General features: G+C 37.2%; 22 protein-coding genes and 1 other RNA gene. 12 read left to right on the top strand and 11 right to left on the bottom strand.

The features are described 5' to 3' along the window. The first annotated feature begins 74 nt into the window (after positions 1–74). The 4 genes from P7V56_RS13225 to P7V56_RS13210 all read left to right on the top strand — a co-directional run bounded on the left by P7V56_RS13225 (position 75) and on the right by P7V56_RS13210 (position 3,291). Complete coding sequence (locus P7V56_RS13225) at positions 75–359, top strand: DUF493 family protein (RefSeq protein ID WP_171222248.1); 285 nt, start codon at positions 75–77, stop codon at positions 357–359. After that, entirely contained in the window at positions 359–1,072 is a 714-nt protein-coding gene (locus P7V56_RS13220) for a DUF4290 domain-containing protein (RefSeq protein WP_171222249.1), read from the top strand. Before P7V56_RS13225 ends, P7V56_RS13220 begins: the two co-directional genes overlap by 1 nt. Positions 1,073–1,143: 71 nt before the next feature. After that, on the top strand, positions 1,144–2,454 hold the full coding sequence (gene murA, locus P7V56_RS13215) for a UDP-N-acetylglucosamine 1-carboxyvinyltransferase (RefSeq protein WP_171222250.1): 1,311 nt from the start codon (positions 1,144–1,146) through the stop codon (positions 2,452–2,454). Between the two features lie 69 nt (positions 2,455–2,523). Next, positions 2,524–3,291, top strand: a complete 768-nt coding sequence (locus P7V56_RS13210) for a sulfite exporter TauE/SafE family protein (protein WP_171222251.1) — start codon at positions 2,524–2,526, stop codon at positions 3,289–3,291. A 1-nt stretch (position 3,292) separates the two neighbouring features. Here P7V56_RS13210 and P7V56_RS13205 read toward each other — a convergent pair whose 3' ends face one another. The 3 genes from P7V56_RS13205 to P7V56_RS13195 all read right to left on the bottom strand — a co-directional run bounded on the left by P7V56_RS13205 (position 3,293) and on the right by P7V56_RS13195 (position 6,812). Then, positions 3,293–5,770: a DUF5686 and carboxypeptidase regulatory-like domain-containing protein gene (locus P7V56_RS13205; protein ID WP_171222252.1), complete on the bottom strand. Its 2,478-nt coding sequence runs from the start codon at positions 5,768–5,770 to the stop codon at positions 3,293–3,295. A gap of 18 nt (positions 5,771–5,788) precedes the next feature. Beyond that, positions 5,789–6,202, bottom strand: coding sequence for a type II 3-dehydroquinate dehydratase (aroQ, locus tag P7V56_RS13200; RefSeq protein ID WP_171222253.1), 414 nt, complete (start codon positions 6,200–6,202; stop codon positions 5,789–5,791). Between the two features lie 73 nt (positions 6,203–6,275). Continuing rightward, positions 6,276–6,812: a porin family protein gene (locus tag P7V56_RS13195; RefSeq protein ID WP_171222254.1), complete on the bottom strand. Its 537-nt coding sequence runs from the start codon at positions 6,810–6,812 to the stop codon at positions 6,276–6,278. Positions 6,813–7,097: 285 nt separating this feature from the next. Between P7V56_RS13195 and P7V56_RS13190 the strand changes: the two genes are divergently transcribed. From P7V56_RS13190 to P7V56_RS13175, 4 genes are all read left to right on the top strand, one after another. Further along, positions 7,098–7,646 (top strand): porin family protein, encoded by a 549-nt coding sequence (locus P7V56_RS13190; RefSeq protein ID WP_171222255.1) that lies wholly within the window; start codon positions 7,098–7,100, stop codon positions 7,644–7,646. Between the two features lie 115 nt (positions 7,647–7,761). After that, positions 7,762–8,385, top strand: coding sequence for a porin family protein (locus tag P7V56_RS13185; RefSeq protein WP_171222256.1), 624 nt, complete (start codon positions 7,762–7,764; stop codon positions 8,383–8,385). A gap of 74 nt (positions 8,386–8,459) precedes the next feature. Further along, positions 8,460–9,359, top strand: a complete 900-nt coding sequence (xerD, locus tag P7V56_RS13180) for a site-specific tyrosine recombinase XerD (RefSeq protein ID WP_171222257.1) — start codon at positions 8,460–8,462, stop codon at positions 9,357–9,359. A gap of 66 nt (positions 9,360–9,425) precedes the next feature. Then, the gene (locus tag P7V56_RS13175) at positions 9,426–9,818 is read left to right on the top strand and encodes a response regulator (RefSeq protein ID WP_171222258.1); all 393 of its coding nucleotides are present in this window, start codon (positions 9,426–9,428) and stop codon (positions 9,816–9,818) included. 46 nt (positions 9,819–9,864) lie between these two features. Here the strand turns inward: P7V56_RS13175 and rny are convergent, their stop codons facing one another. From rny to P7V56_RS13155, 4 genes are all read right to left on the bottom strand, one after another. Continuing rightward, positions 9,865–11,427 (bottom strand): ribonuclease Y, encoded by a 1,563-nt coding sequence (rny, locus tag P7V56_RS13170; RefSeq protein ID WP_171222259.1) that lies wholly within the window; start codon positions 11,425–11,427, stop codon positions 9,865–9,867. Positions 11,428–11,478: 51 nt separating this feature from the next. Then, a non-coding RNA gene (ssrS, locus tag P7V56_RS13165) (6S RNA) lies at positions 11,479–11,586 on the bottom strand. A gap of 50 nt (positions 11,587–11,636) precedes the next feature. Beyond that, complete coding sequence (locus P7V56_RS13160; protein ID WP_171222260.1) at positions 11,637–11,933, bottom strand: cell division protein ZapA; 297 nt, start codon at positions 11,931–11,933, stop codon at positions 11,637–11,639. A gap of 3 nt (positions 11,934–11,936) precedes the next feature. After that, positions 11,937–12,227 (bottom strand): coiled-coil domain-containing protein, encoded by a 291-nt coding sequence (locus P7V56_RS13155; protein WP_171222261.1) that lies wholly within the window; start codon positions 12,225–12,227, stop codon positions 11,937–11,939. A 189-nt stretch (positions 12,228–12,416) separates the two neighbouring features. Between P7V56_RS13155 and P7V56_RS13150 the strand changes: the two genes are divergently transcribed. Genes P7V56_RS13150 through P7V56_RS13140 form a run of 3 tightly spaced genes read left to right on the top strand, consistent with a single transcriptional unit; the run spans position 12,417 to position 17,347 of the window. Further along, positions 12,417–14,114, top strand: a complete 1,698-nt coding sequence (locus tag P7V56_RS13150; RefSeq protein ID WP_171222262.1) for a M23 family metallopeptidase — start codon at positions 12,417–12,419, stop codon at positions 14,112–14,114. A gap of 9 nt (positions 14,115–14,123) precedes the next feature. Then, complete coding sequence (locus tag P7V56_RS13145; RefSeq protein ID WP_171222263.1) at positions 14,124–16,598, top strand: TonB-dependent receptor; 2,475 nt, start codon at positions 14,124–14,126, stop codon at positions 16,596–16,598. Positions 16,599–16,636: 38 nt separating this feature from the next. Beyond that, positions 16,637–17,347 carry a hypothetical protein gene (locus P7V56_RS13140; RefSeq protein ID WP_171222264.1) on the top strand — a complete coding sequence of 237 codons (711 nt, stop codon included), beginning with the start codon at positions 16,637–16,639 and terminating at the stop codon, positions 17,345–17,347. A gap of 3 nt (positions 17,348–17,350) precedes the next feature. Here the strand turns inward: P7V56_RS13140 and P7V56_RS13135 are convergent, their stop codons facing one another. From P7V56_RS13135 to P7V56_RS13120, 4 genes are read right to left on the bottom strand one after another with little or no spacing between them, the layout of a single operon-like run. Continuing rightward, a complete protein-coding gene (locus P7V56_RS13135; protein WP_171222265.1) occupies positions 17,351–19,180 on the bottom strand; it encodes an ABC transporter ATP-binding protein in 1,830 nt (609 codons plus the stop codon). Next, positions 19,180–20,907 (bottom strand): phospho-sugar mutase, encoded by a 1,728-nt coding sequence (locus P7V56_RS13130; protein WP_171222266.1) that lies wholly within the window; start codon positions 20,905–20,907, stop codon positions 19,180–19,182. The genes P7V56_RS13135 and P7V56_RS13130 overlap by 1 nt, the downstream gene beginning before the upstream one ends. Before the next feature lie 30 nt (positions 20,908–20,937). After that, positions 20,938–21,897 carry a glycosyltransferase family 2 protein gene (locus tag P7V56_RS13125; protein ID WP_171222267.1) on the bottom strand — a complete coding sequence of 320 codons (960 nt, stop codon included), beginning with the start codon at positions 21,895–21,897 and terminating at the stop codon, positions 20,938–20,940. Further along, positions 21,898–22,425 carry a DUF4199 domain-containing protein gene (locus P7V56_RS13120; RefSeq protein WP_171222268.1) on the bottom strand — a complete coding sequence of 176 codons (528 nt, stop codon included), beginning with the start codon at positions 22,423–22,425 and terminating at the stop codon, positions 21,898–21,900. Between the two features lie 225 nt (positions 22,426–22,650). Between P7V56_RS13120 and P7V56_RS13115 the strand changes: the two genes are divergently transcribed. Beyond that, the gene (locus P7V56_RS13115; RefSeq protein ID WP_171222269.1) at positions 22,651–22,902 is read left to right on the top strand and encodes a type B 50S ribosomal protein L31; all 252 of its coding nucleotides are present in this window, start codon (positions 22,651–22,653) and stop codon (positions 22,900–22,902) included. Positions 22,903–23,015 lie beyond the last annotated feature (113 nt).

Here is a 23,015-nt window from a genome sequence, read left to right as displayed (position 1 = left end):
AAATAAAACAAACCCAAGGAATTCTTCTCCGAATCTGAAATCAATACTGTATATTTGCTTTTATTTTTTGATGAATGGACAAGAAAACCCAAGAATTTTATACCCGATTACGCGAAGAGCTGAACAATACTTCAACCTGGCCTACAGAATATTTGTATAAATTTATCGTGCCCACTGACCCCAAGAAGATTGAAGAAGTAGAGAATGCTTTTGACAATTTGGGTGCCGTGATACAAACCACCCAATCCAAAACCGGGAAATACACGAGTCTTTCGGTAAATGTGATGATGGAAAGCCCGGAAAGTGTAGTGGAGAAATACATCGAAGTTTCAAATATAGAAGGAATAATTTCATTATAATGGCCGAAAAATATATAAAAGAGAATGCTAATGATGTGGTCTACCATTTGGAATACAATGCCGAAAGACCGCATTTGATTATTCCGGAATACGGGCGTCATTTGCAGAAATTGATTGACCAAGCTACTTTAATCGCCGATAGAGAAGAGCGAAACAAAGCGGCCAAATACATCATTCAGGTGATGGGCAGTTTGAATCCGCATTTGCGTGATGTGCCCGATTTTCAGCACAAATTATGGGATCAGATTTTTATCATGTCCGATTTTAGATTGGATGTGGATTCGCCTTATCCCATTCCGACGCGCGATGTGATTAACCTGAAGCCGGAGCGTTTGCCTTACCCGCAAAAAAATCCGAAATACCGTTTTTACGGCAACAATATCAAATACATGATTGATGTAGCCAACAGTTGGGAAGAAGGCGAGATGAAGAATGCTTTGGTCAAAGTGATTGCCAATCACATGAAGAAATCCTATTTGAGTTGGAACAAAGACACGGTGACCGATACCGTAATTTTTGAGCATTTGTATGAGTTGTCAGAAGGAAGACTGAACTTGTTGCAAAGTACCGAAGAATTGTTGAAAACCAACGATTTGATGCGTACCAACAAAAAGATGTCCAACAAAAACCAACCGCAACAAAACAACAAAATCAAGAGCAACAAAAACGGGAAGAAACCTTTCCAGAAAAATAATAACAATAATCAGAAATAGTTGTCTGTTATCAGTTGTCTGTTACACCGATCAACCGACAACCAACAACCGACAACCGACAACAAAAAAATATGGGAACTTTTAAAATAGAAGGCGGCATCCAATTAAAAGGAGAAGTACAACCACAAGGAGCCAAGAATGAAGCGTTACAAGTTTTATGTCCGGCATTATTAACCTCGGAAAAGGTAAGAGTTACCAACATTCCCGACATTATCGACGTAAACAAACTGATTGTTTTGTTGGGGAATTTGGGGGTCAAAATCCAAAAAAACGGTCCGGGTGATTACACTTTCCAAGCCGATGAAGTTAATGTAGATTATTTAAAAACCGAAGCCTTTAAAAAAGAAGGCGGTAGTTTAAGAGGTTCGATCATGATAGTCGGGCCACTTTTAGCCCGTTTTGGTTGCGGATACATACCGAAACCGGGTGGTGATAAAATAGGCAGAAGAAGATTGGATACCCACTTTGAAGGGTTTATTAATTTGGGAGCTAAATTCCGTTACGAAAGAGAAGATCACTTTTACGGCGTAGAAACCAAAACCCGTTTAAAAGGCACTTATATGTTGCTTGATGAAGCTTCGGTTACCGGAACGGCCAATATCGTAATGGCTGCTGTTTTAGCCGAAGGAACCACCACAATATACAACGCGGCTTGCGAACCTTACTTGCAACAATTGTGTAAAATGTTAAATTCCATGGGTGCCAAAATCACCGGAGTGGGTTCAAACTTATTGACCATTGAAGGCGTTGAAAAATTAGGCGGATGCGAACATCGAATCTTACCGGATATGATTGAAATCGGTTCTTGGATTGGATTGGCAGCCATGACGCGCAGTGAGATTACTATTAAAAATGTGAGTTGGGAAAACTTAGGTGTAATTCCGAGTGTCTTCAGAAAATTGGGGATTACTTTAGAACGCAAAGGTGACGATATTTATATTCCGGCTCATACCAAAGGATATACGGTGAAAACCGATATCGACGGTTCGATTTTAACCATAGCCGATGCACCTTGGCCGGGCTTTACTCCGGATTTGTTGAGTATTGTTTTGGTGGTTGCCACACAAGCCAATGGCGATGTGTTGATTCACCAAAAAATGTTTGAAAGCCGTTTGTTCTTTGTCGATAAGTTAATCGATATGGGAGCCAAAATCATGTTGTGTGATCCGCACCGAGCGGTGGTAATGGGACATAATTTCCAATCGCAATTAAAAGCTACAGTAATGTCTTCGCCGGATATTCGTGCGGGAATTTCGTTGTTGATTGCAGCGCTTTCTGCTAAAGGAACGTCAACCATTCAAAACATCGAGCAAATCGACCGAGGTTACGAAAGAATAGATGAAAGACTTCGAGCTTTAGGCGCTAATATTGTTCGTGTCTAATTTTAAAATATAGAGAAAAGAATATAGAAAATAGAGGTGCATTATTGTGCCTCTTTTCATTTTAAGCCTATGGAAACCTACATCATTGTTTTACTTTGTATCGCTTCTTTCTTCGCCGGATTCGTTGACGCTATTGTAGGCGGCGGCGGTTTGATTCAAACTCCGGTGGCCATGATTTTGATGCCCAATTTGTCGGTGGCCAGTATTATTGGCTCACTTAAAATTCCGGCTTTCAGCGGTACCAGTTTTGCGGCTTTTCAGTATTTGAAAAAGGTTCAGCTCAATTGGAAGTTACTTTCCCTAATGGCGATTTTGGCTTTTGGTTCGGCTTTTTGCGGTTCGGCTTTGCTGAACGTGGTGAGCAATGATTTTATGAAACCGCTGTTGTTTTTCATACTGATTGGTTTGGCGGTTTATACTTTTAAAAAGAAAAACTTTGGGCAACACCAAGACAAAAGTCATTCGAACCGACAACAAATACTTTATGCAGTTATCATCAGCGTATTGGTTGGTTTTTACGATGGATTTATCGGTCCGGGAACGGGTAGTTTTTTGGTCTTAGGGTTTGTTTCGGTTTTAGGGTTTGATTTTCTTCATGCTTCTGCGAATGCTAAAATGGTAAATCTGGCCACCAACTTCGGTTCGATTTGCTTGTTTGTGATGAAAGGTAAAATCATTTGGGCTTTTGCGATTCCGATGGCTTTTTGCAATGCACTTGGCGGTTGGATTGGCGCCAAATTGGCCATAAAAAAAGGAAATGCCTTCATTAGAAAGTTTTTCCTTTTTGTAGTAATCCTAACGCTGTTGCGTTTTGGGTATGATGTTTTTTTGAAATAGTTTATTCGAATACATTCAAAAATTTAAGTCCGAAAATTACACCATCGCCTTGAAAACCGTTTTGGTATGAACGAACGTAATCAACTCTCAAGAACTTAAATTTTCCAAAGCCTAAATTATCCAATCCAATCGAAAACTCTTGGTAAGGTTTTCTGTCGGGAACAGACAAGTTGTGGAAGCCTAAAACCAATTGCGATTGTAAATGTTTTAACAACGGCAATTTATTCATAAAATACCCTTTGTCATTGTGTTCGATATGGGTTTCAAAATAGCTGTCATTGGTACTGGCAGCATAGTACGGCAATAAGTTAAAGACATTAGTATAACTGTCGGTTTGTCCTATATGTGTTTGGTTTCCGTTAAAATGTTTATAATCCACAAACGAAATACCGTCGGCATTAAAGAATTTACCGGCTTTGAAATTCATTTGCATAAAACCTTTGTTGCCCAAAGTAACATCATAAGTCACTCTTCCCATAATCAAATCGTATTCATAATTTTTATCGGAAGCCGCTAATCCTTTTTCGTAACCCAACGAAAGCGCCGGATAATCATCATTCGGTATATTGAATTTTCCATCGGGTCTTGACCAATATTTTTGACCGAAGTTAAAACGCATCAATACATTGGCCTTAACCAAATTGTGTTTTGTGATGGCTGCCGAACTTTCATCCAAAGCATTCAGCGGATTGTTAGAAGAATATAAATCGTCGTTTTTGATGACCGTGTAATCAGTAGTGTTGTAAAGCGGTTTTCTTTCGGCATATTCTACGTTGGCATTCATGTAAAAACCATTTACGACTTCTCTGCCAAAAAAAACGGAGGCAAAATTCTTCTCATACAACTTCATGAAATTGTTCTTGAAAAACAAAGTACTCACCGTATTGACCATATTGGAAATTGGATTAGCACTGTTGAATTGGCTTACCGAACTTCCGGCGTTAATGGACAAGAAACTATTGTTGAGGTTGTTGAATTTATGGGCAAAACTAACCGTTGCTCTGATTTTTTCTTCCGAAAAACCATAGTCAAATCGGGAGCCGATTCGGGTGAAAGTTCTTTTTTCTTCGTTGCGTTTGGTATACGATAATCCGGCATTCATTCGCCAACCTTGTACCGTATTAAAAGAAGTCGACAGTAACGGTCCGTCATAATCAATAGACCATTTCTTAAACGAATTGCGATAGCTGTAACCGTTTAAAATATCCATTGGGCGAAATTTGTTTCGCTTGTTGTCAATGGAATCCAAATAGGTTTGCGATTTCTTTTTGGTTTGCAAAACGTCTTTTTTCAAATAATCGGTGGTTTCTTCTTCGGTCAGTGGCACCGGACGAATGGTATTCCAAAACGCATCCTCTTTTTTATTGGCATTTTCTTCAAAAGCCAACACCTGATTGGTGAAGGTGCGTTTGGTAATTTCGGGTTCAAATTCAAAATTCGAATATACATAGGTAAACCTTCCGTTGAGTTTGATGCTGAGCATGCCTGCGACAAAGTCGATGGTCTGGGTATTTTTGACCCAAATTTTACTGTTGGTATTGTAGCTGAAACTTTGTTTTAAAGTTAATTGGTCTAAAGCCGGCGTTTGCATTTGGTTTCCTTTGATGGATAAATCCACGGCATAAACGGCATAGGAATCGTCAACAATATAAATGTAGCCTTCCATAACCGGTTCGGTATTGCGACGCGGAATGACTTTGATTTTATTGATTTGTTTGCGGTTTTCTGTAAAAAAAGAACCTTCAAATTGGTATTTGTAATAATTGAATGCATTGTCGGCAATAGGCGAAACCACATTGATTTCGAAAGGCAAATAATTTTCATAAAAATCAAAATTCACCGAAGCCGCATTGTTAAAACTAAATCCGTTGTCATTGCCGCTCACTTTGGAAGCCACAATAACCTCTTTCATTTTATCCGGTTTTTGGAAGGTAATCCTCGAAACGGTTTCAGACAAATACAGAATACCACTTCGGGTAGAATCTAAAACTTCATCAAAGAAATCAAACTTTTGTCCCAAGATAGTTTTCGGAGCATCTTTAATTCTGAAGATACCTCTCGAATAAAAATCGGCTTTGTATTTGGCGGTTTTGGCAGCGTTTTCTTTTTTGTTTTGAATGGCTTTGCGGATAATCTCGTTGGCCGGATTGTCTTTAGGATTGATGACTACTTCATTTAAGATGATGTTTTCTTCCACCAAAACAACCTCAATGGTTACAGGGGTTTTATCTATCGTAACCACTTGTTTGGCGGTTTTGTAACCTAAATACTGAAAAATAATGGTGTGATTTCCCGGGATTTTGAGGTTTAGTTCAAATTTTCCTTGCTCATTGGTAGTGGTTCCGTTATAAGTGTTTTCTTCGAAGATATTCACAAAAGGTAGCGGAACTCCTTTTTCATCGGTGACTTTACCTTTGACTTGAGCGTTAGTAACGATAGTAAGTAGCAATGTAAAGGCGTAGAGTAGTTTTTTTAACATAAATGGATTAAATAGTGTTTATAAAAATGATTGCAAAGCCAATTCGTAACTTTTCAATCCGAAACCTATAATAATTCCTTTAGCGTTGGGAGAGATAAAAGATTGGTGACGGAAAGTTTCTCGAGCAAATGTATTTGAAATATGTACTTCAATAACCGGTGTTGTGATAGCTTTAACAGCATCGCCTATACCAACAGAAGTATGGGTATAAGCAGCAGCATTGAGAATAATACCATCGAAAGTGAAACCAACTTCCTGAATTTTATCAATCAATTCGCCTTCTATATTGCTTTGAAAATAGCTTAATTCTAGCGTAGGATATTGGCTTTTTAAGGTTTCAAAAAAAGACTCGAAGGTAATGTTTCCGTATACTTCCGGTTCGCGTTTGCCTAATAAATTAAGATTAGGGCCATTGATGATAGCTATTTTCATAGAATGAATTTTAAGTAAAAATAAAAAACCGCTGTCGAACAGACAACGGTTTTGTACTAAAGTTATGATTTTATTAAAATCGGTAACCTAAAGAAAGCTGAATGGTTCTGTTTCTAACCTCGGCACTTCTGTTAGCCTCAGTTAAACCGGCTACATAACGCGCTTGGATTAAGAAATGCTCCGTGATGTTGTAGCCCAATCCGCCGGCTATGGCAAAATCGAAAGTTTCCCCTTCAAACTGATCCGCTACATTTTCGTTGACCAAGAATGAAAATTGCGGTCCGGCTTCAAAACTCAGTTTGTTTTTGGTTAAATAAAATTTGGCCAAAACCGGAACAGTAAGGTAGTTGTAGTTGATGTCGTCAAATGCCGCTTCATTAATTTTGGTTCCTTGGGAAGAATACACCAATTCAGGTTGCAATGACAAGTTTTCCAAAAGTTTTACTTCTAATAAGGCACCAAAGTGAAAACTCGTGTAGGTTGAACCTTCTACATTGTTACCTTCCAAAGTAGCAAAGTTGGCGCCGGCTTTGAGACCGAATTTCAGCGTTTGCGCACTGACTACATTAAGGCCAAACAAGACCATTAAGATTACAATTGCTTTTTTCATACATTCTATTTAATAGTGATAAGGATTTATAGTAAAACGGGATAAATCTTATTTTAGTATATAATAGAATAAGGTTTTTTGGTTTATTCAAATCATTCTAAACTGACGTGTTTTTGAATTGTTAAAAAAAACCATATTTTTCCGATTTTTTTCTAAATTACTGTAAAACAGTATTTTTACGAATTTACATTGTTAACAACCTTGTTAATAAGTCCAATTCCCCTGATTATTCCTATTAATCTAAACTTATAACTTTGCTTATATTAATTTTAAAATTAAACAAACATGAAAAAAATTATTTTAACAATGGCTGCTGTATTTGCTGTATCTTTTGCAAATGCACAAGACAAAGGTGGATCTAGCGACATGAAATTTGGTGTTAAAGCTGGTTACATCAACTCTAACTTCACTGGTGACTTTGATGGAGATGCTACTTCTAGCTTCTACATTGGTGGTTTAGTAGATTTCGCTATCTCTGAAAAATTCCACGTACAACCAGAATTAGTTTACTCTATGGAAGGAGCTAAAGATGCTGCATTAAACTTCATCAAAATTCCTATCATGGCTAAGTATTATGTTGCTGAAGGATTCAATTTACAAGCAGGTCCACAGTTCGGTTTCGTTGCCGGTGGAGACGATGTTAAAGATTTTACAAAATCTATGGACTACGGTTTAGGAATTGGTGCAGGTTATGAATTAGAGTCAGGTTTATTCTTTGACGCTAGATATAACTTAGGTTTAGCTGATCTTAACGATTTCCCTGACGGATCAGGATTTGAAGATTTCAAATTAAACACTACATCTTTCCAAATCGGTTTAGGATACAGATTCTAATCAGTTTAAAAGATTATATTTTAAAACCTCTCATTGTGAGAGGTTTTTTTTGTTTCAAACTTTAATTAGTGTGAATAAAATACTACTTTTGCAGTCTAATTTTAAACATTGAATAATGAAAAAGTTTATTGTTGCCGTTGTAGCACTGGTTAGTTTTAATTCGTTGCAAGCTCAAGACGTTAAGTATGGTATTAAAGGAGGTTTGAACATTGCCAATCTTAATGTTGATGAAGCAGGTTTTCCAAGTACTAGCTCAATTGTTAATTTTCACATTGGTGGTTATGCTGAAATTATGTTAAACAAAAAGTTTGCCATCCAACCCGAGCTTTTGTATTCGGCGCAAGGTGCAAAATTTGATTTTCTTTTTGATGATGGCGCCGGAAATTTATACGATACAGAAAATACTTTTAAATTATCATATATCAATATTCCATTGATGTTTAAATATTATCCTGAAAGTAAATTTTTCTTGGAAGCAGGTCCGCAAATTGGCTTTATGACATCGGCCAAATTAAAAGTAAAAGTCGTAGGTTATGGTTCTGATACTCAAAATATTGATGAAGCATTTAAGAGTGTTGATTTTGGGTTTAATTTAGGAGCAGGATATAATATTTCTAAGCGTGCTGTGATTAATGTGCGTTATAATTTAGGATTATCTAATATTGGAGAAAATGCAGAAGGGGAAGATGGTAAAGTTTTAAATAGAGTACTGTCTGTTTCGTTAGGTTGTAATTTTTAATTGTAGATATCGAAATTTAAACCTCTCCAACGTGAGAGGTTTTTTTATACCCATACATTTCGTTTCTTTGTTTTATGAATTGGAGTACGTACCTTAAAAGTTTTCAATCGTATTTAAAAATCGAACGTGGATTGTCTAAGAATACTGTCGACAATTACACTTTTGATTTAGAGCGTTTGTGCGTTTTTTTAAACGAAAACGGCATCAGCGTTTCGCCTGAGAAAATCAATGAGGAAACGATTCAACAATTTATTTATGCCGTATCCAAAGAAGTTAATGCGCGTTCACAAGCCCGAATTATTTCGGGACTAAAAAGTTTTTTTTCTTATTTGATTTTTGAAGATTTTCGCACCGATAATCCTATGGAGTTGATTGAAGCTCCCAAGATTGGGCGCAAACTACCCGATACACTTGCTGTAGAAGAGATTGATCAATTAATCAGTGCTATCAATTTGACCACACCCGAAGGAGAACGCAACAGAGCCATGCTCGAAACACTTTATGGTTGCGGTTTGCGTGTTTCCGAAATCATCACTTTAAAAATATCTGATCTGTTTTTTGAAGAAGGTTTTGTCAAAATAACGGGTAAAGGCAACAAACAACGATTTGTTCCCATTGCTAAATCGACTCAAAAATACATTGAGCTTTATAAAAACACCATCCGAAACCACGGCGTTATTGCCAAAGGTTTTGAGGATACTTTATTCTTAAACCGCAGAGGCAAGCAACTCACTCGAGCGATGGTTTTTACCATTATAAAAGACTTGGCGACTAAGATTAATTTGGCTAAAAATATCAGTCCGCACACGTTAAGACATTCTTTTGCCACGCATTTACTCGAAAATGGTGCCGATTTGCGTTCCATTCAAATGATGTTAGGGCATGAATCGATTACCACTACCGAAATTTATGTTCACCTTGACCGCAAACATTTAACACAAATCATGCATACATTTCATCCGAGAAAGAAGTAGTTTGTCGGATTATTTGATTATTTTTGCCCAGTCGAAAACAATAATCCCCAAATCTGTTTTTAAAAAATGAAATTCAACAACGCCTACGTTGTAGATGATGACAAAGTGCACCACTTTATCATCAAAAAGCTACTGGAAAAGAATGATGTCCGAGCTGACATTTCTTTCTTTGAGAATGGTTATGAAGCTTTAAATGATTTAAAAGTCAAACTTCATAATGATGAAAATCTTCCCGATTTAATTTTGCTGGATATCAATATGCCCGTGCTTGACGGTTGGCAATTTTTAGCCGAATTTAATCAGATAAGAAAAAGTTTTACCTGCGATATTGCTATTTATGTAGTGAGTTCTTCAGAGCATTATTTTAATGCCGAAAAAATTCAACAGTTTAAAGATGTAATAACAGATTACTTTGTCAAGCCTATGACTAATGATGTTATTAAAACAATTTTTTTATAACAAAAAAGGCGACCAAGTGGTCGCCTTTTTTGTTTAATTAGATTTATTATTTAGCGATATTTACCGCTCTGGTTTCTCTAATTACCGTGATTTTTACTTGTCCAGGATAAGTCATTTCAGTTTGGATTTTTTGGGAAATCTCAAAAGATAAATTAGCGGCCATATCATCGCTTACTTTTTCACTTTCTACAATAACACGCAATTCACGACCGGCTTGGATGGCATAAGCATTTTTCACACCGTTAAATCCAAAGGCAATGTTTTCCAAGTCTTTCAATCTTTGGATATAAGAATCCAATACCTGACGTCTGGCGCCCGGTCTGGCTCCTGAAATCGCATCACATACTTGAATGATAGGAGAGATTAAGTATTTCATCTCAATTTCGTCGTGGTGTGCTCCGATAGCGTTGCAAACTTCTTCTTTTTCACCGTACTTTTCAGCCCATTGCATTCCCAATAAGGCGTGAGGTAAATCACTTTCGGTATCCGGCACTTTTCCGATATCGTGTAATAAACCGGCGCGTTTGGCCAATTTTACATTCAATCCTAATTCGGCCGCCATGATACCACAAAGCTTGGCTACTTCACGGGAGTGTTGCAATAAGTTTTGTCCGTAAGACGAACGGTATTTCATTCTACCAACTACTTTGATTAATTCAGGATGCAATCCGTGAATACCTAAATCAATTACGGTACGTTTACCTACTTCGATAATTTCGTCGTCTATTTGTTTCGTTGTTTTAGCAACTACTTCTTCAATTCTGGCCGGGTGGATTCTACCATCAGTTACCAATTTGTGTAATGACAAACGAGCGATTTCTCTTCTCACAGGATCAAAACAAGATAAGATAATCGCTTCAGGGGTATCGTCAACGATGATTTCAACACCGGTTGCTGCTTCTAAAGCACGGATGTTTCTTCCTTCACGACCAATAATTCTACCTTTTACATCATCCGATTCGATATTGAATACCGACACACAGTTTTCTACAGCTTCTTCGGTACCAACCCTTTGAATGGTATTGATGATTACTTTTTTAGCTTCTTGTTGGGCCGTTAATTTAGCCTCTTCAATAGTGTCTTGAATGTGTGACATTGCTTTGGTTTTGGCTTCGGCTTTTAAGCTTTCTACCAATTGCTCGCGAGCATCTTCCGCCGAAAGACCGGAGATTACTTCCAATTGCTCTACTTGACTTTTGTGTAATTTTTCCAGCTCTTGGTGCTTTTTGTCAAGCAACTCAATTTTTGATTCGTATTCTTTGGTCTTAGCCTCGTAATCGTCGTTGATTTTTTTGGCTTTGGCCAATTCGCTTGATACTTGTGATTCTTTGTCACGAGTTCTTTTTTCAACTTCGGCTATCTTCTTGTCTTTGTTTAGAATCTCTTTTTCGTGTTCCGATTTTAATTCTAAAAATTTTTCTTTGGCTTGTAGTAATTTATCTTTTTTGATATTTTCCGCCTCAATATTGGCATCTCTTAAGATTGATGACGCCTCTTTTTTGGCATTTTTAATCATGTTTGATACGTTGCTTTTTTCAAGGAATTTTGCAATTCCAAAACCTCCGCCAATTCCTGCGATTAACGCAATTATAATTAGTATAGTTTCCATTTTTTTTGTTAAAATTTATATATAAAAAAAGCCTACATTAGGTGAATGCATAAACTCGTAAAGACAAGTTTTGAGCTAACTCGTTGGTCAAGGATCCACGGTAAAAGTGGCATGCTTTAGTAACGATGACTGGCTCATTCTAATTTGTTAGTGTTGAGTTTACCAATTAAAATCTAATGTAGGCGGTATTGTAATCTATGTTAAGAACGTTATTTTTTGTCGAGATAGTCGAACAATATATCATTAATCTTTTTCAATCTTTCCAGAGTTTCCGAGCCGTCAATGGCATTGTCAACTTGCTTTTGTTCTACTTGTGAGGCAAATTGTAAAGCACACATGGCCAGTACATCTTGCTTGTCACGAACTGCGTAGTTTTCTTCGAATTGCTTAATCATCGCATCAATCTTTTTGGAAGCACTTCTCAGTCCTTCTTCTTGCGAAAGGTCTACCGTTAACGGATAAACTCTGTCTGCAATTGATAACTTTATTTTAAGCTTTTCACTCATGCTTTAGTCTGATAACTGTGCTATACAGTAATCTATCTCTCTGATTAATGAATTTATTTTAAGCTTGGTATCTCGTTTGTTTTCTTCACCGCCTAATAATGAATTGGCCATTTTGAGTGATTCACATTCCGATTTTAAGGTTTTAATTTCCTCGGTTTGCTTTTGAATCAGGCTTGCAGCTTCTTGTAATTCTGTTCTCAATGCCATAGAATTCTTCTCCAAACTGTCTATTTTCATAAAAAGTTTTTCAATCCTATTTTCAACAGAATCAATTATCTCTGCAATTTCACTCATAAATTACTTTATTCATTACTTACTTTACAAAGTTAGGATTCTATTTTGTTTGCACAATATTTTTGACAATTATTTATTGCTATTTTTAAATAGAATTATAATAATTTGTTTTTTAAGGAGTTATAAATAAATTTCACACTTGTAAATTTTAACTCACTTTTTTCCTACCTTAGCTGAAACAACTTTTTTATGAAATTTATCTGGCTGTTTTGTTGCTGTACTGCTATGGCTTTGGGTCAAAATCAGTATCCGAAGGATTATTTTCGTTCTCCTTTGGACATACCGTTACAACTTTCGGGTAATTTTGGGGAATTGAGACCCAATCATTTTCATTCCGGCTTCGATTTTAAGACCCAAAAAAAGGAAGGCTTTAATGTTTATGCCGTAGCTGAGGGTTATATTTCCAGAATTAAAATTGCCGAAAATGGTTACGGCAAAGCCATCTATATCAATCATCCCAACGGTTTCACTACTGTTTACGGGCACTTGCAATCGGGTTTCGGTGAAGTCGAAAAATTAATCAAAAGAGAACAATACAAAGCCAAATCTTTTGAAATTGATGTCACATTTTCCCCAAATGATTTTTTGGTCAAAAAAGATGATATCATCGCTATCTCCGGAAATACAGGAGGTTCAGACGGTCCGCATTTGCATTTTGAAATTCGGGATACCCAATCTGAAAAAATAATTAACCCAATGTATTTTGGATTTGACGAGGTTTTAAAAGACAGTAAAAGACCAATGCTCAATAGCGTATTGGTTTATCCTTTGGGGCAAAACTCTGCCGTTAATCAGTCTAAAAGACCAATAGCAGTTAGTATTTCCCAACAAGCAGACGGAAGCTACATAGCTGAAAAGGTAACCGCTTTCGGTCAGCTGGGTTTCGGAATCACCACTTTTGATTATGATGACGTTTCCTGGAATGCCAACGGAATTTTCAGGGTACAAACTTTTCTCAATGGCAAAACCGATTTTCGGTACCAATTTGAAACCTTTTCTTTTGACGAAACCCGTTATGTCAATGCGCTGATTGACTATGGTCGTTATAAAAAAACAGGGCAAAGAGTGCAGAAATTATTTGCCGAAAAGCCCTATCCGCTGAGCGTTATTCAATCAGGATCAAACAACGGGGTTATTTCGGTTACATCCAATGTCAATCAAAATTACAAAATAGAAATCGCCGATTTTAGCGAAAACCTCACCAAGGTTTTTATTCCCATTGCCTATGCACCAATGAATATTGAGGTCGATAAAGAACCGGTTGATTCAAAATATTGGGTTAAAACCAACAAAGAAAACATCTTCACTCAGGAAAATGTAACGGTTACGATTCCGGCTAATGCGTTTCTGAAAGATTTTAACATGGATTTTGAAGTCAAAAACGGATTGTTGCATTTGCATGATGATGTTGAGCCGGCTTTCGCGAATATGACGATTACTTTTGAAGACAGTTTGATTGCTGAAAAAGACCGATCAAAAATGTTTATTGGTACTGTTGACGGTAAAAAAATCTATTATTACAATACTAAACGCTATAAAAATTCGTTTACCGTTTATTCCAAATATTTGGGAGATTACAAATTGTTCAAAGACAGTATGCCCCCGAAAATCAAAATCGATAAAAAAATCGGAGGCCAATGGATTAGCCAACAAGAAGCAATACAGTTCACTATTTACGATGATTTGTCCGGAATCAAAAGCTATGAAGGAACGCTCAACGGTCAGTGGATTTTGTTGGAGTATGAGCCTAAAACCAAAAAATTAATCCATCGTTTTTCAGATGGTATCGTAGCCGAAGGGAAAAATGATTTAAAAATTATCATTAAGGATAATGTTGGAAATTCTACTATCTTTGAAACACAATTTTTCAGAAGTCAAAAACCTTAAAACAATAGTTTGAAAACATATCAATTCCTTTTCACGCTCCTTTTTTTAGTATTTAGCAGCATAACAGTTGCCCAAAACCAAACCGCTAAAGTCGCCGGAGTTGTACTCGATGAAAATAACAAACCGGTGGAAGGCGTTACCGTAAGCTATCAGACCAAGTCGACCACCACCGACAAAAACGGATTTTACGGAATTACAGTGCCTGCCAATCAAAAAATAGTTTTGGTTTTTACCCATGAATCTCTGAAAAAAATAACCGCAACATTACAATTAAAAGCCAATGAAGAAAAAGAGTTTTATGTGGTCATGAACGATGCAGAGCAATTGGGCGAAGTGGTGGTGACCGGAAGAAAGAGTAGAGTGCAAGGTATAGTTTCGGTTTCACCTGAAACCATCCGAAAAAATCCAAGCGCCATGCAAGGAGTGGAAAGTGTTATAAAGTTAATGCCAAGTGCCAGCGGAAATAACGAATTGAGTTCAGGCTACAACGTTCGTGGCGGAAATTATGATGAAAATTTGGTGTATGTCAATGAAATTGAAGTCTATCGTCCGTTCTTGGTGCGCTCCGGACAACAAGAAGGATTGAGTTTTACCAATACCGATATGGTGCAGAATGTAGATTTTTCTGCGGGTGGATTTCAAGCCAAGTATGGCGACAAATTGTCTTCGGTTTTAGATATCACTTATCGAACACCTAAAAAATACAGTATCAGTGCTGATGCGAGTTTTTTAGGCGGAAGCATCACCGGTGAAGGTATTTCTAAAAACAAAAAATGGTCGGCCATTACCGGTGTTCGTTACCGCGACAACTCGCTTTTTGTCAACAGTCAGGAAACACAAACCAATTATCGTCCTACTTTTGCCGATGTGCAAACTAATGTTAATTTTAGTCCCAATGACCAATGGAGTTTCAGTTTCTTGGGAAATGTTTCTCAAAATAAATACAACTACCAACCGCTAACACGCCAAACCAATTTCGGAACCATCGACGAACCTATTGCGCTTCAGGTTTTTTATGAAGGTCAGGAAAAAGACAAATACCAAACGCTTTTTGGCGCTTTTAAAACTACGTTCAACAAAGACGACAATAATAATTTCCGATTGATTACTTCGGTTTATCACACGCAAGAGCAGGAGTACTTTGATATTTTTGCGGCTTATTTTTTAGGCGAAGTTGATACCAATATCGGTTCGGAAACGCTGGGAGAAGTTACATTTAATCGTGGTATCGGTACACAATTAAACCATGCTCGAAACGATTTAGATGCCTTAATTATCAATGCAGAAATCAAAGGAACGCACCAAATCAATAATAAAAAACACCAAATCGATTGGGGTTTCAAATACACTCGTGAAAATATACGCGACAGAATTGTTGAATGGGAAGTGATTGATTCAGCCGGATTTTCCATCAATCCGCCCGAGTTTGATTTTCCGAATGACCAACCTTACAATCCTTACATCGGACCGTTGGTACCCTACCAAAATGTTAGAGCGACCAATTTTATTGATATTGACAGACTTTCAGGGTTTGCGCAATGGAATACCAAAACCAATTTGGGCAGTAGCCAATTTTGGATTACCGCCGGAGCGCGTTTTCACAATTGGACTGTTTCAGGCGATGGAATTTCCAATGCTAAAAGCCAAACAGTATTTAGTCCGAGAGCTCAGTTTACTTTAAAACCCGATTGGGACAAAGATATGTTGTTCCGTTTTGCAGCGGGATATTATCATCAACCGCCATTTTACCGTGAGTTAAGGGATATGAATGGTGCCGTGAATCCGAATGTGAAAGCCCAACAATCTATTCACTTTGTGTTGAGCAACGACTATAATTTTCTGATGAACAACCGCAAGTTTAAGTTGGTTACCGAAGCTTATTACAAAACCATGACCGATGTGAATACTTATACATTAGAAAACGTAAGGATTCGTTATCGTGCTAATAATGATGCCGAAGCTTATGCTTATGGCTTTGAAACGAGATTAAACGGTGAATTCGTACCAGGAACGGAATCTTGGTTGAGTTTTGGGTATATGAAAACCGAAGAAAATCAAGATGACAAAGGTTACATCGCGCGTCCAACCGACCAACGATTGAAATTCGGAATTTTGTTCCAAGACTATATGCCGAATTTACCGAATATGAAATTGTATTTGAATTTGGTTTACAATACCGGTTTACCGGGCGGTTCACCTTCTTATGCTGATGCTTACACTTACCAAAGTCGTTTACGTGATTACCGCCGAGCCGATGTTGGTTTCTCCTATGTCTTGACCGAAAAAAACAACGAAAGAGCAGCAGGTCATTGGCTGAAAAAATTCGAAGACTTATCGATTGGTTTTGAAATTTTCAATTTGTTTAACAACCAAAATGCCATTACCAATACTTGGGTGCGCGATGTGTACACCAAAAACCAATACGGTATTCCAAATTATATGACGACTCGTGTTTTCAATATAAAACTGACGGCTAAATTGTAGAAATAATTCACTATTTTTGGTTGACAAATTTGTTTGAGATGAAAAATTACACTATCTATATTTGCTTGATTTTAGCGGTGACTTTCGTGAGCTGCAAAAAAGAAGAAGCGCCAAAGCCTAAAGTAATTTACGAAGATACTTCCAAAACCAAAACCGAAGTTCCGGAAGACACAACGCAAATAGAAATTGCCGATTTACCGATTCACATGGACGGAACCAATTATTTGATTTTCCCCATCGGAACGGTTTCCAGCGATAAGAAAGTCAAAGCTTCTTATGATGCTAATACAGGTTACACTGTTTCTAATTATGGCGAATACCAAATTACCGGTTATTTGCAGAATTTGAAGTTTCAGGAAATAGGGAAAGACACCATTTACACTTTGACGGATAAAAATGTTTTGATAGAAACCGCTACGTATTTAAAATCAACAGCCGACAAAACCAAGAAGCAGCTTATGGTTTATTCTTTGGCAGATATGGATACCAACAAAGACAATAAATTAGACAATAACGATATTAAATCGCTTTATGTCAGTGATATTGCCGGGAAGAATTTCACCAAAGTTTCTACCGATTTTCAGGAGTTAATCGATTGGAAATTGATTGAAGCCAAAAGCCAATTGTATTTCAGAACCATTGAAGATACCAATAAAAACGGTGAGTTTGACAAGGAAGATTCACTTCACTATTTCTACATCAATCTCCTAGATAAAGAGTTGAAATCTACCGAATACAAACCGATTTAAGTCTTACTCAAAAGACTGCATGCTAACCAATTTAGAATAAGTACCGTTTTGGGTCAAAAGCTCGTCATGCGTGCCTTGTTCTACAATTTTACCTTTTTGCATCACTACAATCATATCGGCTTTTTGAATCGTTGAAAGACGATGCGCAATCACTACTGAAGTTCGGTTTTGCATCATGTTTTCTAAGGCTTGTTGCACCAATCTTTCGCTTTCGGTGTCCAAAGCCGAAGTCGCTTCGTCCAAAATCATAATCGGTGGATTTTTTAAAACCGCACGCGCTATTGATAAACGTTGCTTTTGTCCGCCCGAAAGTTTGTTGCCGCTATCGCCAATATTGGTTTCAATACCATTGGGTAAATCTTTGACAAATTCATAGGCATTGGCAATTTTCAGGGCTTCGGTGATTTCTTCATCCGTAGCGTCTAATTTGCCCAGGCGAATATTATCTTTTATGGAGCCGTTAAACATGATGCTGTCTTGGGTAACCAAACCGGTTAAACCACGCAGAGACTTCATAGTGACATCTTTGATGTTGTGATTGTCTATTAGAATTTCGCCATTGTCAACATCATAAAATCGCGTAAGCAAATTGGCAATGGTACTTTTACCCGAACCCGATTGACCAACCAAGGCAACTGTCTTTCCTTTTGGAATTGTCAAGGTGAAGTTTTTTAAAACCGGTTCATCATTATAAGCAAACGTGATGTTTTTTAATTGTATTTCGTGATTGAATTTTTCGATTTCTTTGGCATCAACTTTATCAGTGATGGTGTTTTCTACTTCTAAAACTTCAAAAACACGTTCCGCTGCCGCTAATCCGTTTTTCACCTGATAAGAAGCTTTTGAGATGGCTTTGGCCGGAGTTAAAATATTATAAGCGAGTCCGATGTAGGCAATAAACAATGAACCATCGAGTGACTTATCCACCAAAACCAAATTCCCGCCGTAAAATAATAAAACCGAGATGACTACAATTCCTAAGAATTCCGACATAGGCGAAGCCAAGTTGTTTTTCTTTCCGATACTGTTGGTTAGTTTGTACAATCGGTCCACAGAATCGTTAAAGGTTTGCGAAAAAAAGTTTTCAGCGTTGTAACTTTTGACCACTTTTAATCCGGATAGTGTTTCTTCGACTACAGAAATCAATTGGCCGTTTTCTTGTTGGGCTCTTTTCGACTTTCCTTTAAGAGATTTTCCGATTTTGGAGATAATAAACCCTGAAATCGGGATGAAAATGAAAACAAAAAGCGTTAGTTTCCAACTTATATTAATCATGGCTATCAAGGAGAAAACTATAGTAAGCGGTTCTTTGATGATCAGTTCTAATATCATAAAGAATGAGTTTTGCACTTCGTTAATATCGCCTAGCATACGCGCCATCATGTCGCCTTTTCTTTTTTCAGAATAATAAGGAACCGGAAGTTCGATGATTTTTTTGAACATTTTCTCTCGCAAATCACGAAGGACACCGGTTTTTAATTTGGTTAAATTTTGTAACCCTAGATAACCAAATAAGTTTTTAAACAAAAAGGTAATGACTACTATGGAAACGGTGAGCAACAAAGCGTAATTCGGTCCGTGTGTTTCCGAAAAATAATTGACATAATAAAAAAGCGTATCGTTCAGATAATGGTTAATACTGCCTAAGCCTTCGTAAGTTGGCAATTGTGTCACTTTTTCTTCATTGCCGAAAAGGACTTTCAGTACGGGAAAAATCATTACCATTCCGATAGTTCCGAAAAGCGCATACAGGATGTTGTGAAAAACATTCCAAATAACGTTGCTCTTGTATTTTTTGGCGAAAGGAATAATCTTTTTTAAATTCTCATCCATTAGTTCAACTGCATTTCAGAAATGATAGTGGTAATTTTTTGATTTAAATAAGCTTCGGCGGCCGGAATTTCTTCCAGGTTTTCGATGGCGGTATTCACGCTGAAATAGAATTTGATTTTGGGTTCCGTTCCGCTTGGTCTTGCACAAATTTTCGAGCCGTCTTCTAAATAATAAATCAGTACATCCGACTTTGGAATAGACAAACTTTCCGTTTCGCCGGTCAACAAGTTTTTCGCCGTCGAATTTTGATAATCTTCTACCATAATCACGCGTTGATTATTAATTTCAGCTACCGGATTTTCGCGCATATCAATCATCATTTGTTTGATTTCATTCGCGCCTTCGATTCCTTTTTTGGTAATCGAAATTAAATGTTCTTTGTAGAAACCAAAATCAACATACATTTGTTGCAAATATTGGTAAACCGAACTGTTATTTTCTTTGGCTTGTGCCGCAATTTCACACATTAATAAAATGGCGCCTACAGCATCTTTATCGCGAACAGCATCACCAACCATATAGCCGAAACTTTCTTCACCGCCGCCAATAAATTTAAGCTCTGGGAAATCTTTAATAAACTTGGCAATCCATTTGAAACCGGTCAAACCCACTTTGCATTCCACACCATAAGCCGAAGCCAATTCCAACATCATAGGCGTAGAAACAATTGTCGAACCGATGAATTGTTTGCCGTCAAGTTTGCCCGCTTTTTTCCATTGTTCCAATAAATAATTGGTCATGACCACCATGGTTTGGTTTCCGTTAAGGAGAATCATTTTGTTGTTGTTGTCACGAACAGCAACACCAAGTCGGTCGCTGTCAGGATCAGTTCCAAAAACGATATCAGCATGAAGTTTTTCCGCTAAAGCCAAAGCCATCGTCAAGGCTTCCGGTTCTTCGGGATTCGGAGATTTTACCGTTGGAAAATCGCCATTAGGTTCGGCTTGTTCCGGAACAATGTTCACATCAGTATAACCGGCTTTTGCCAAAACACTTGGTACCGATTTGATAGAAGTGCCGTGTAAAGAAGTATAAACGATTTTTAAATTTGATTTTGCCTTTGCTGAAGTATTAAAACTGGCATTCGCAACAGTTGAATCCACAAAAGCATTGTCAACTTCAGTGTCAATGTATTCAATCAAACTATTGTTGGCTTCGAACTTGATTTCGCTGTATTTTAAGTTTTCAATCACTTGAATGATTTCTTCATCTTGTGGCGGAACCAATTGTCCGCCATCTTGCCAATATACTTTGTAGCCGTTGTATTCCGGCGGATTGTGAGAAGCGGTTAATACAATTCCGGCATGACAGTTTAAATATTTTAACGCAAAAGATAATTCCGGCGTAGGTCTCATTTCTGAAAACAAATACACTTTGATTCCGTTAGCCGAGAAAACATCTGCAACGACTCTTCCAAGAGTATCACTGTTGTGACGACAATCATAAGCAATTACGACTTTCAAATCTTCACCGGGAAAGGATTTTTTCAAATAATCGGAAATGCCTTGTGTATTTTTGCCCAAAGTATATTTATTGATGCGATTGGTGCCAACGCCCATAATGCCGCGCATGCCACCGGTTCCGAATTCTAAGTTTTTATAGAAACTCTCCTCCAAGTTTTTGGGAGAAGTGGTCATCATTTCTTTGATTTGGTTTTGGGTGTCAACGTCAAAAGTTGGAGTCAACCATTCGTTTACTTTGTCTAAAATATGTTGTTCGATATGCATGGTAATTGTTTTTGAATTGAATTGAAATCTTTACAGATTCACTTCGCTTGAAATTTTATAACGCTCTTCATTGTTCTTAGTTCGAAGAATAATTTCACCCAAAAATCCGGCAAGGAACAATTGGGAACCAATAATCATAGAAGTCAAAGCAATGTAGAAAAGTGGATTTTGTGCCACCAAAATGGTAGGTTCGTTAAATACAAACAGTTTCATCAGTTTGATGCCGATGATTAAAAAGGTAGAAATGAAACCAATGATAAACATCACTACACCCAGTGCGCCGAACAAGTGCATCGGGCGTTTGCCGTATTTGGACAGAAACCAAATGGTAATCAAATCCAAGAATCCATTGATAAATCGGCTCATGCCAAATTTAGATTCGCCGTATTTTCTAGCTTGGTGAATCACTACTTTTTCGCCTATTTTCCCGAAGCCGGCATTTTTGGCCAAAACCGGAATATAGCGGTGCATTTCTCCGGAAACTTCGATGTTTTTAATGACCACACTTTTGTAGGCTTTCAGTCCGCAGTTAAAGTCATTTAAATAAACTCCGGAAGTTTTTCTCGCAGCCCAATTGAACAATTTGGATGGTAAATTTTTGGCCACGACCGAATCATAGCGCTTCTTTTTCCATCCTGAAACCAAATCGAAATTTTGGTTCATCACCATATTGTACAAATCCGGAATTTCATCCGGACTGTCTTGTAAATCGGCATCCATCGTAATTACGACATCGCCTTTGGCTTTGGCAAAACCGGCATGTAAAGCTTGTGATTTCCCGAAGTTTCTCAGGAAACGAATGCCTTTTACATTGGGGTTTTCTTTCGAAAGATTTTCAATTAATGCCCAAGAATTATCGGTACTTCCATCATCGATGAAAATAACCTCATAGGAATAATTGTGGGTTGTCATTACTTTGACAATCCATTGGTGTAATTCGGGTAAAGATTCCTGCTCGTTCAAAAGCGGAATTATTATGGATAGATTCATCTATAATCCTTGATTCGATTTTGATTTAAAAATGGCGGCTAAAATTAAACCGAAAATGGCTTGAAACACTAAAACAATAGCCATTCCAAACAACAAATTGCCAATAGAATAATTATCGGTTTCAGCCATTTTTTGTATGGTCTCATTAATAGCCTCGGCTGGTGTTCCAAATTTCTGCATCATTTCAGCCGTATATTTCATCGTTATTTCCTTGATGGTTTCCTTAGCTTGAGTGTCAATGAAATTAAATAAAACATAGTTGTAAACGGTTGAAACAAAAGTACCGATTAACGCAGCAATAAAATAAACTGTAAAACCTTCTTTGAAAGTCATGGTTCCCATTTGCTTTTTTGTTTTAGAAACTAAGACAATCCCAATGGTAATTGCTATTGCGAAAGATACTAAGCCAAGCCACCAACTGGTAAATAATTCTAAGTCAATCGCATAAATTGCTGTTGTAAAAAGTACTGAGAACAATCCTAGGATGATGCCATAGGTTACACCGTTTTTCTTAATAATTTCATTCATGGTTTTTAGGTTTTAATTAATTAACAAATATAGTAATTCCGAGTTTACCTAGCAGTAAGTTTAAAACAATTAAAAAAAGTTACAGTTGGCTTTGATTTTTGTAAAAAAGTTGTATTTTTGCACACTCAATTTAAAAAAAGAAATTTTAAACGTTGTAGCCAGTTTACACCTTTCAAAGTGAAAGCTTCAAAACGAAACTACTTCAAAACCATAAAAAGATTTATCATGAAAAAAGGAATTCACCCGGAAAATTACAGATTAGTTGCTTTCAAAGACATGTCAAATGAAGATGTTTTTATCACTAAATCTACAGTAGAAACTAAAGAAACGATTACTCACGAAGGTGTTGAATACCCGGTGTACAAAATGGAGATTTCAAGAACGTCTCACCCTTTTTACACAGGTAAATCTAAACTTATCGATACTGCAGGACGTATTGATAAATTCAAAAACAAATACGCGAAACACGCAAAATAGTCCCGAACCTTCGGGATCAGTGTTCAAATTTTAGGAAGACCATTCACGAAAGTGAGTGGTTTTTTTATTTTTCAAAGTCAGCCTAAACTTTGTAACTTTGAACTCGGAACCTT

It is taken from the genome of Flavobacterium sp. IMCC34852 (assembly GCF_030643905.1).
In the GTDB taxonomy this organism is placed as follows: domain Bacteria; phylum Bacteroidota; class Bacteroidia; order Flavobacteriales; family Flavobacteriaceae; genus Flavobacterium; species Flavobacterium rivulicola.
The sequence above is the reverse complement of the archived record's forward strand: the minus strand, read 5'-3'. Positions and strand labels throughout refer to the sequence as shown.

Coding starts and splice junctions, on each gene's coding strand:
- P7V56_RS13225 (WP_171222248.1), top strand. CDS start 75: ATGGACAAGAAAACCCAAGAATTTTATACCCGATTACGCGAAGAGCTG.
- P7V56_RS13220 (WP_171222249.1), top strand. CDS start 359: ATGGCCGAAAAATATATAAAAGAGAATGCTAATGATGTGGTCTACCAT.
- murA (WP_171222250.1), top strand. CDS start 1,144: ATGGGAACTTTTAAAATAGAAGGCGGCATCCAATTAAAAGGAGAAGTA.
- P7V56_RS13210 (WP_171222251.1), top strand. CDS start 2,524: ATGGAAACCTACATCATTGTTTTACTTTGTATCGCTTCTTTCTTCGCC.
- P7V56_RS13205 (WP_171222252.1), bottom strand. CDS start 5,770: ATGTTAAAAAAACTACTCTACGCCTTTACATTGCTACTTACTATCGTT.
- aroQ (WP_171222253.1), bottom strand. CDS start 6,202: ATGAAAATAGCTATCATCAATGGCCCTAATCTTAATTTATTAGGCAAA.
- P7V56_RS13195 (WP_171222254.1), bottom strand. CDS start 6,812: ATGAAAAAAGCAATTGTAATCTTAATGGTCTTGTTTGGCCTTAATGTA.
- P7V56_RS13190 (WP_171222255.1), top strand. CDS start 7,098: ATGAAAAAAATTATTTTAACAATGGCTGCTGTATTTGCTGTATCTTTT.
- P7V56_RS13185 (WP_171222256.1), top strand. CDS start 7,762: ATGAAAAAGTTTATTGTTGCCGTTGTAGCACTGGTTAGTTTTAATTCG.
- xerD (WP_171222257.1), top strand. CDS start 8,460: ATGAATTGGAGTACGTACCTTAAAAGTTTTCAATCGTATTTAAAAATC.
- P7V56_RS13175 (WP_171222258.1), top strand. CDS start 9,426: ATGAAATTCAACAACGCCTACGTTGTAGATGATGACAAAGTGCACCAC.
- rny (WP_171222259.1), bottom strand. CDS start 11,427: ATGGAAACTATACTAATTATAATTGCGTTAATCGCAGGAATTGGCGGA.
- P7V56_RS13160 (WP_171222260.1), bottom strand. CDS start 11,933: ATGAGTGAAAAGCTTAAAATAAAGTTATCAATTGCAGACAGAGTTTAT.
- P7V56_RS13155 (WP_171222261.1), bottom strand. CDS start 12,227: ATGAGTGAAATTGCAGAGATAATTGATTCTGTTGAAAATAGGATTGAA.
- P7V56_RS13150 (WP_171222262.1), top strand. CDS start 12,417: ATGAAATTTATCTGGCTGTTTTGTTGCTGTACTGCTATGGCTTTGGGT.
- P7V56_RS13140 (WP_171222264.1), top strand. CDS start 16,637: ATGAAAAATTACACTATCTATATTTGCTTGATTTTAGCGGTGACTTTC.
- P7V56_RS13135 (WP_171222265.1), bottom strand. CDS start 19,180: ATGGATGAGAATTTAAAAAAGATTATTCCTTTCGCCAAAAAATACAAG.
- P7V56_RS13130 (WP_171222266.1), bottom strand. CDS start 20,907: ATGCATATCGAACAACATATTTTAGACAAAGTAAACGAATGGTTGACT.
- P7V56_RS13125 (WP_171222267.1), bottom strand. CDS start 21,897: ATGAATCTATCCATAATAATTCCGCTTTTGAACGAGCAGGAATCTTTA.
- P7V56_RS13120 (WP_171222268.1), bottom strand. CDS start 22,425: ATGAATGAAATTATTAAGAAAAACGGTGTAACCTATGGCATCATCCTA.
- P7V56_RS13115 (WP_171222269.1), top strand. CDS start 22,651: ATGAAAAAAGGAATTCACCCGGAAAATTACAGATTAGTTGCTTTCAAA.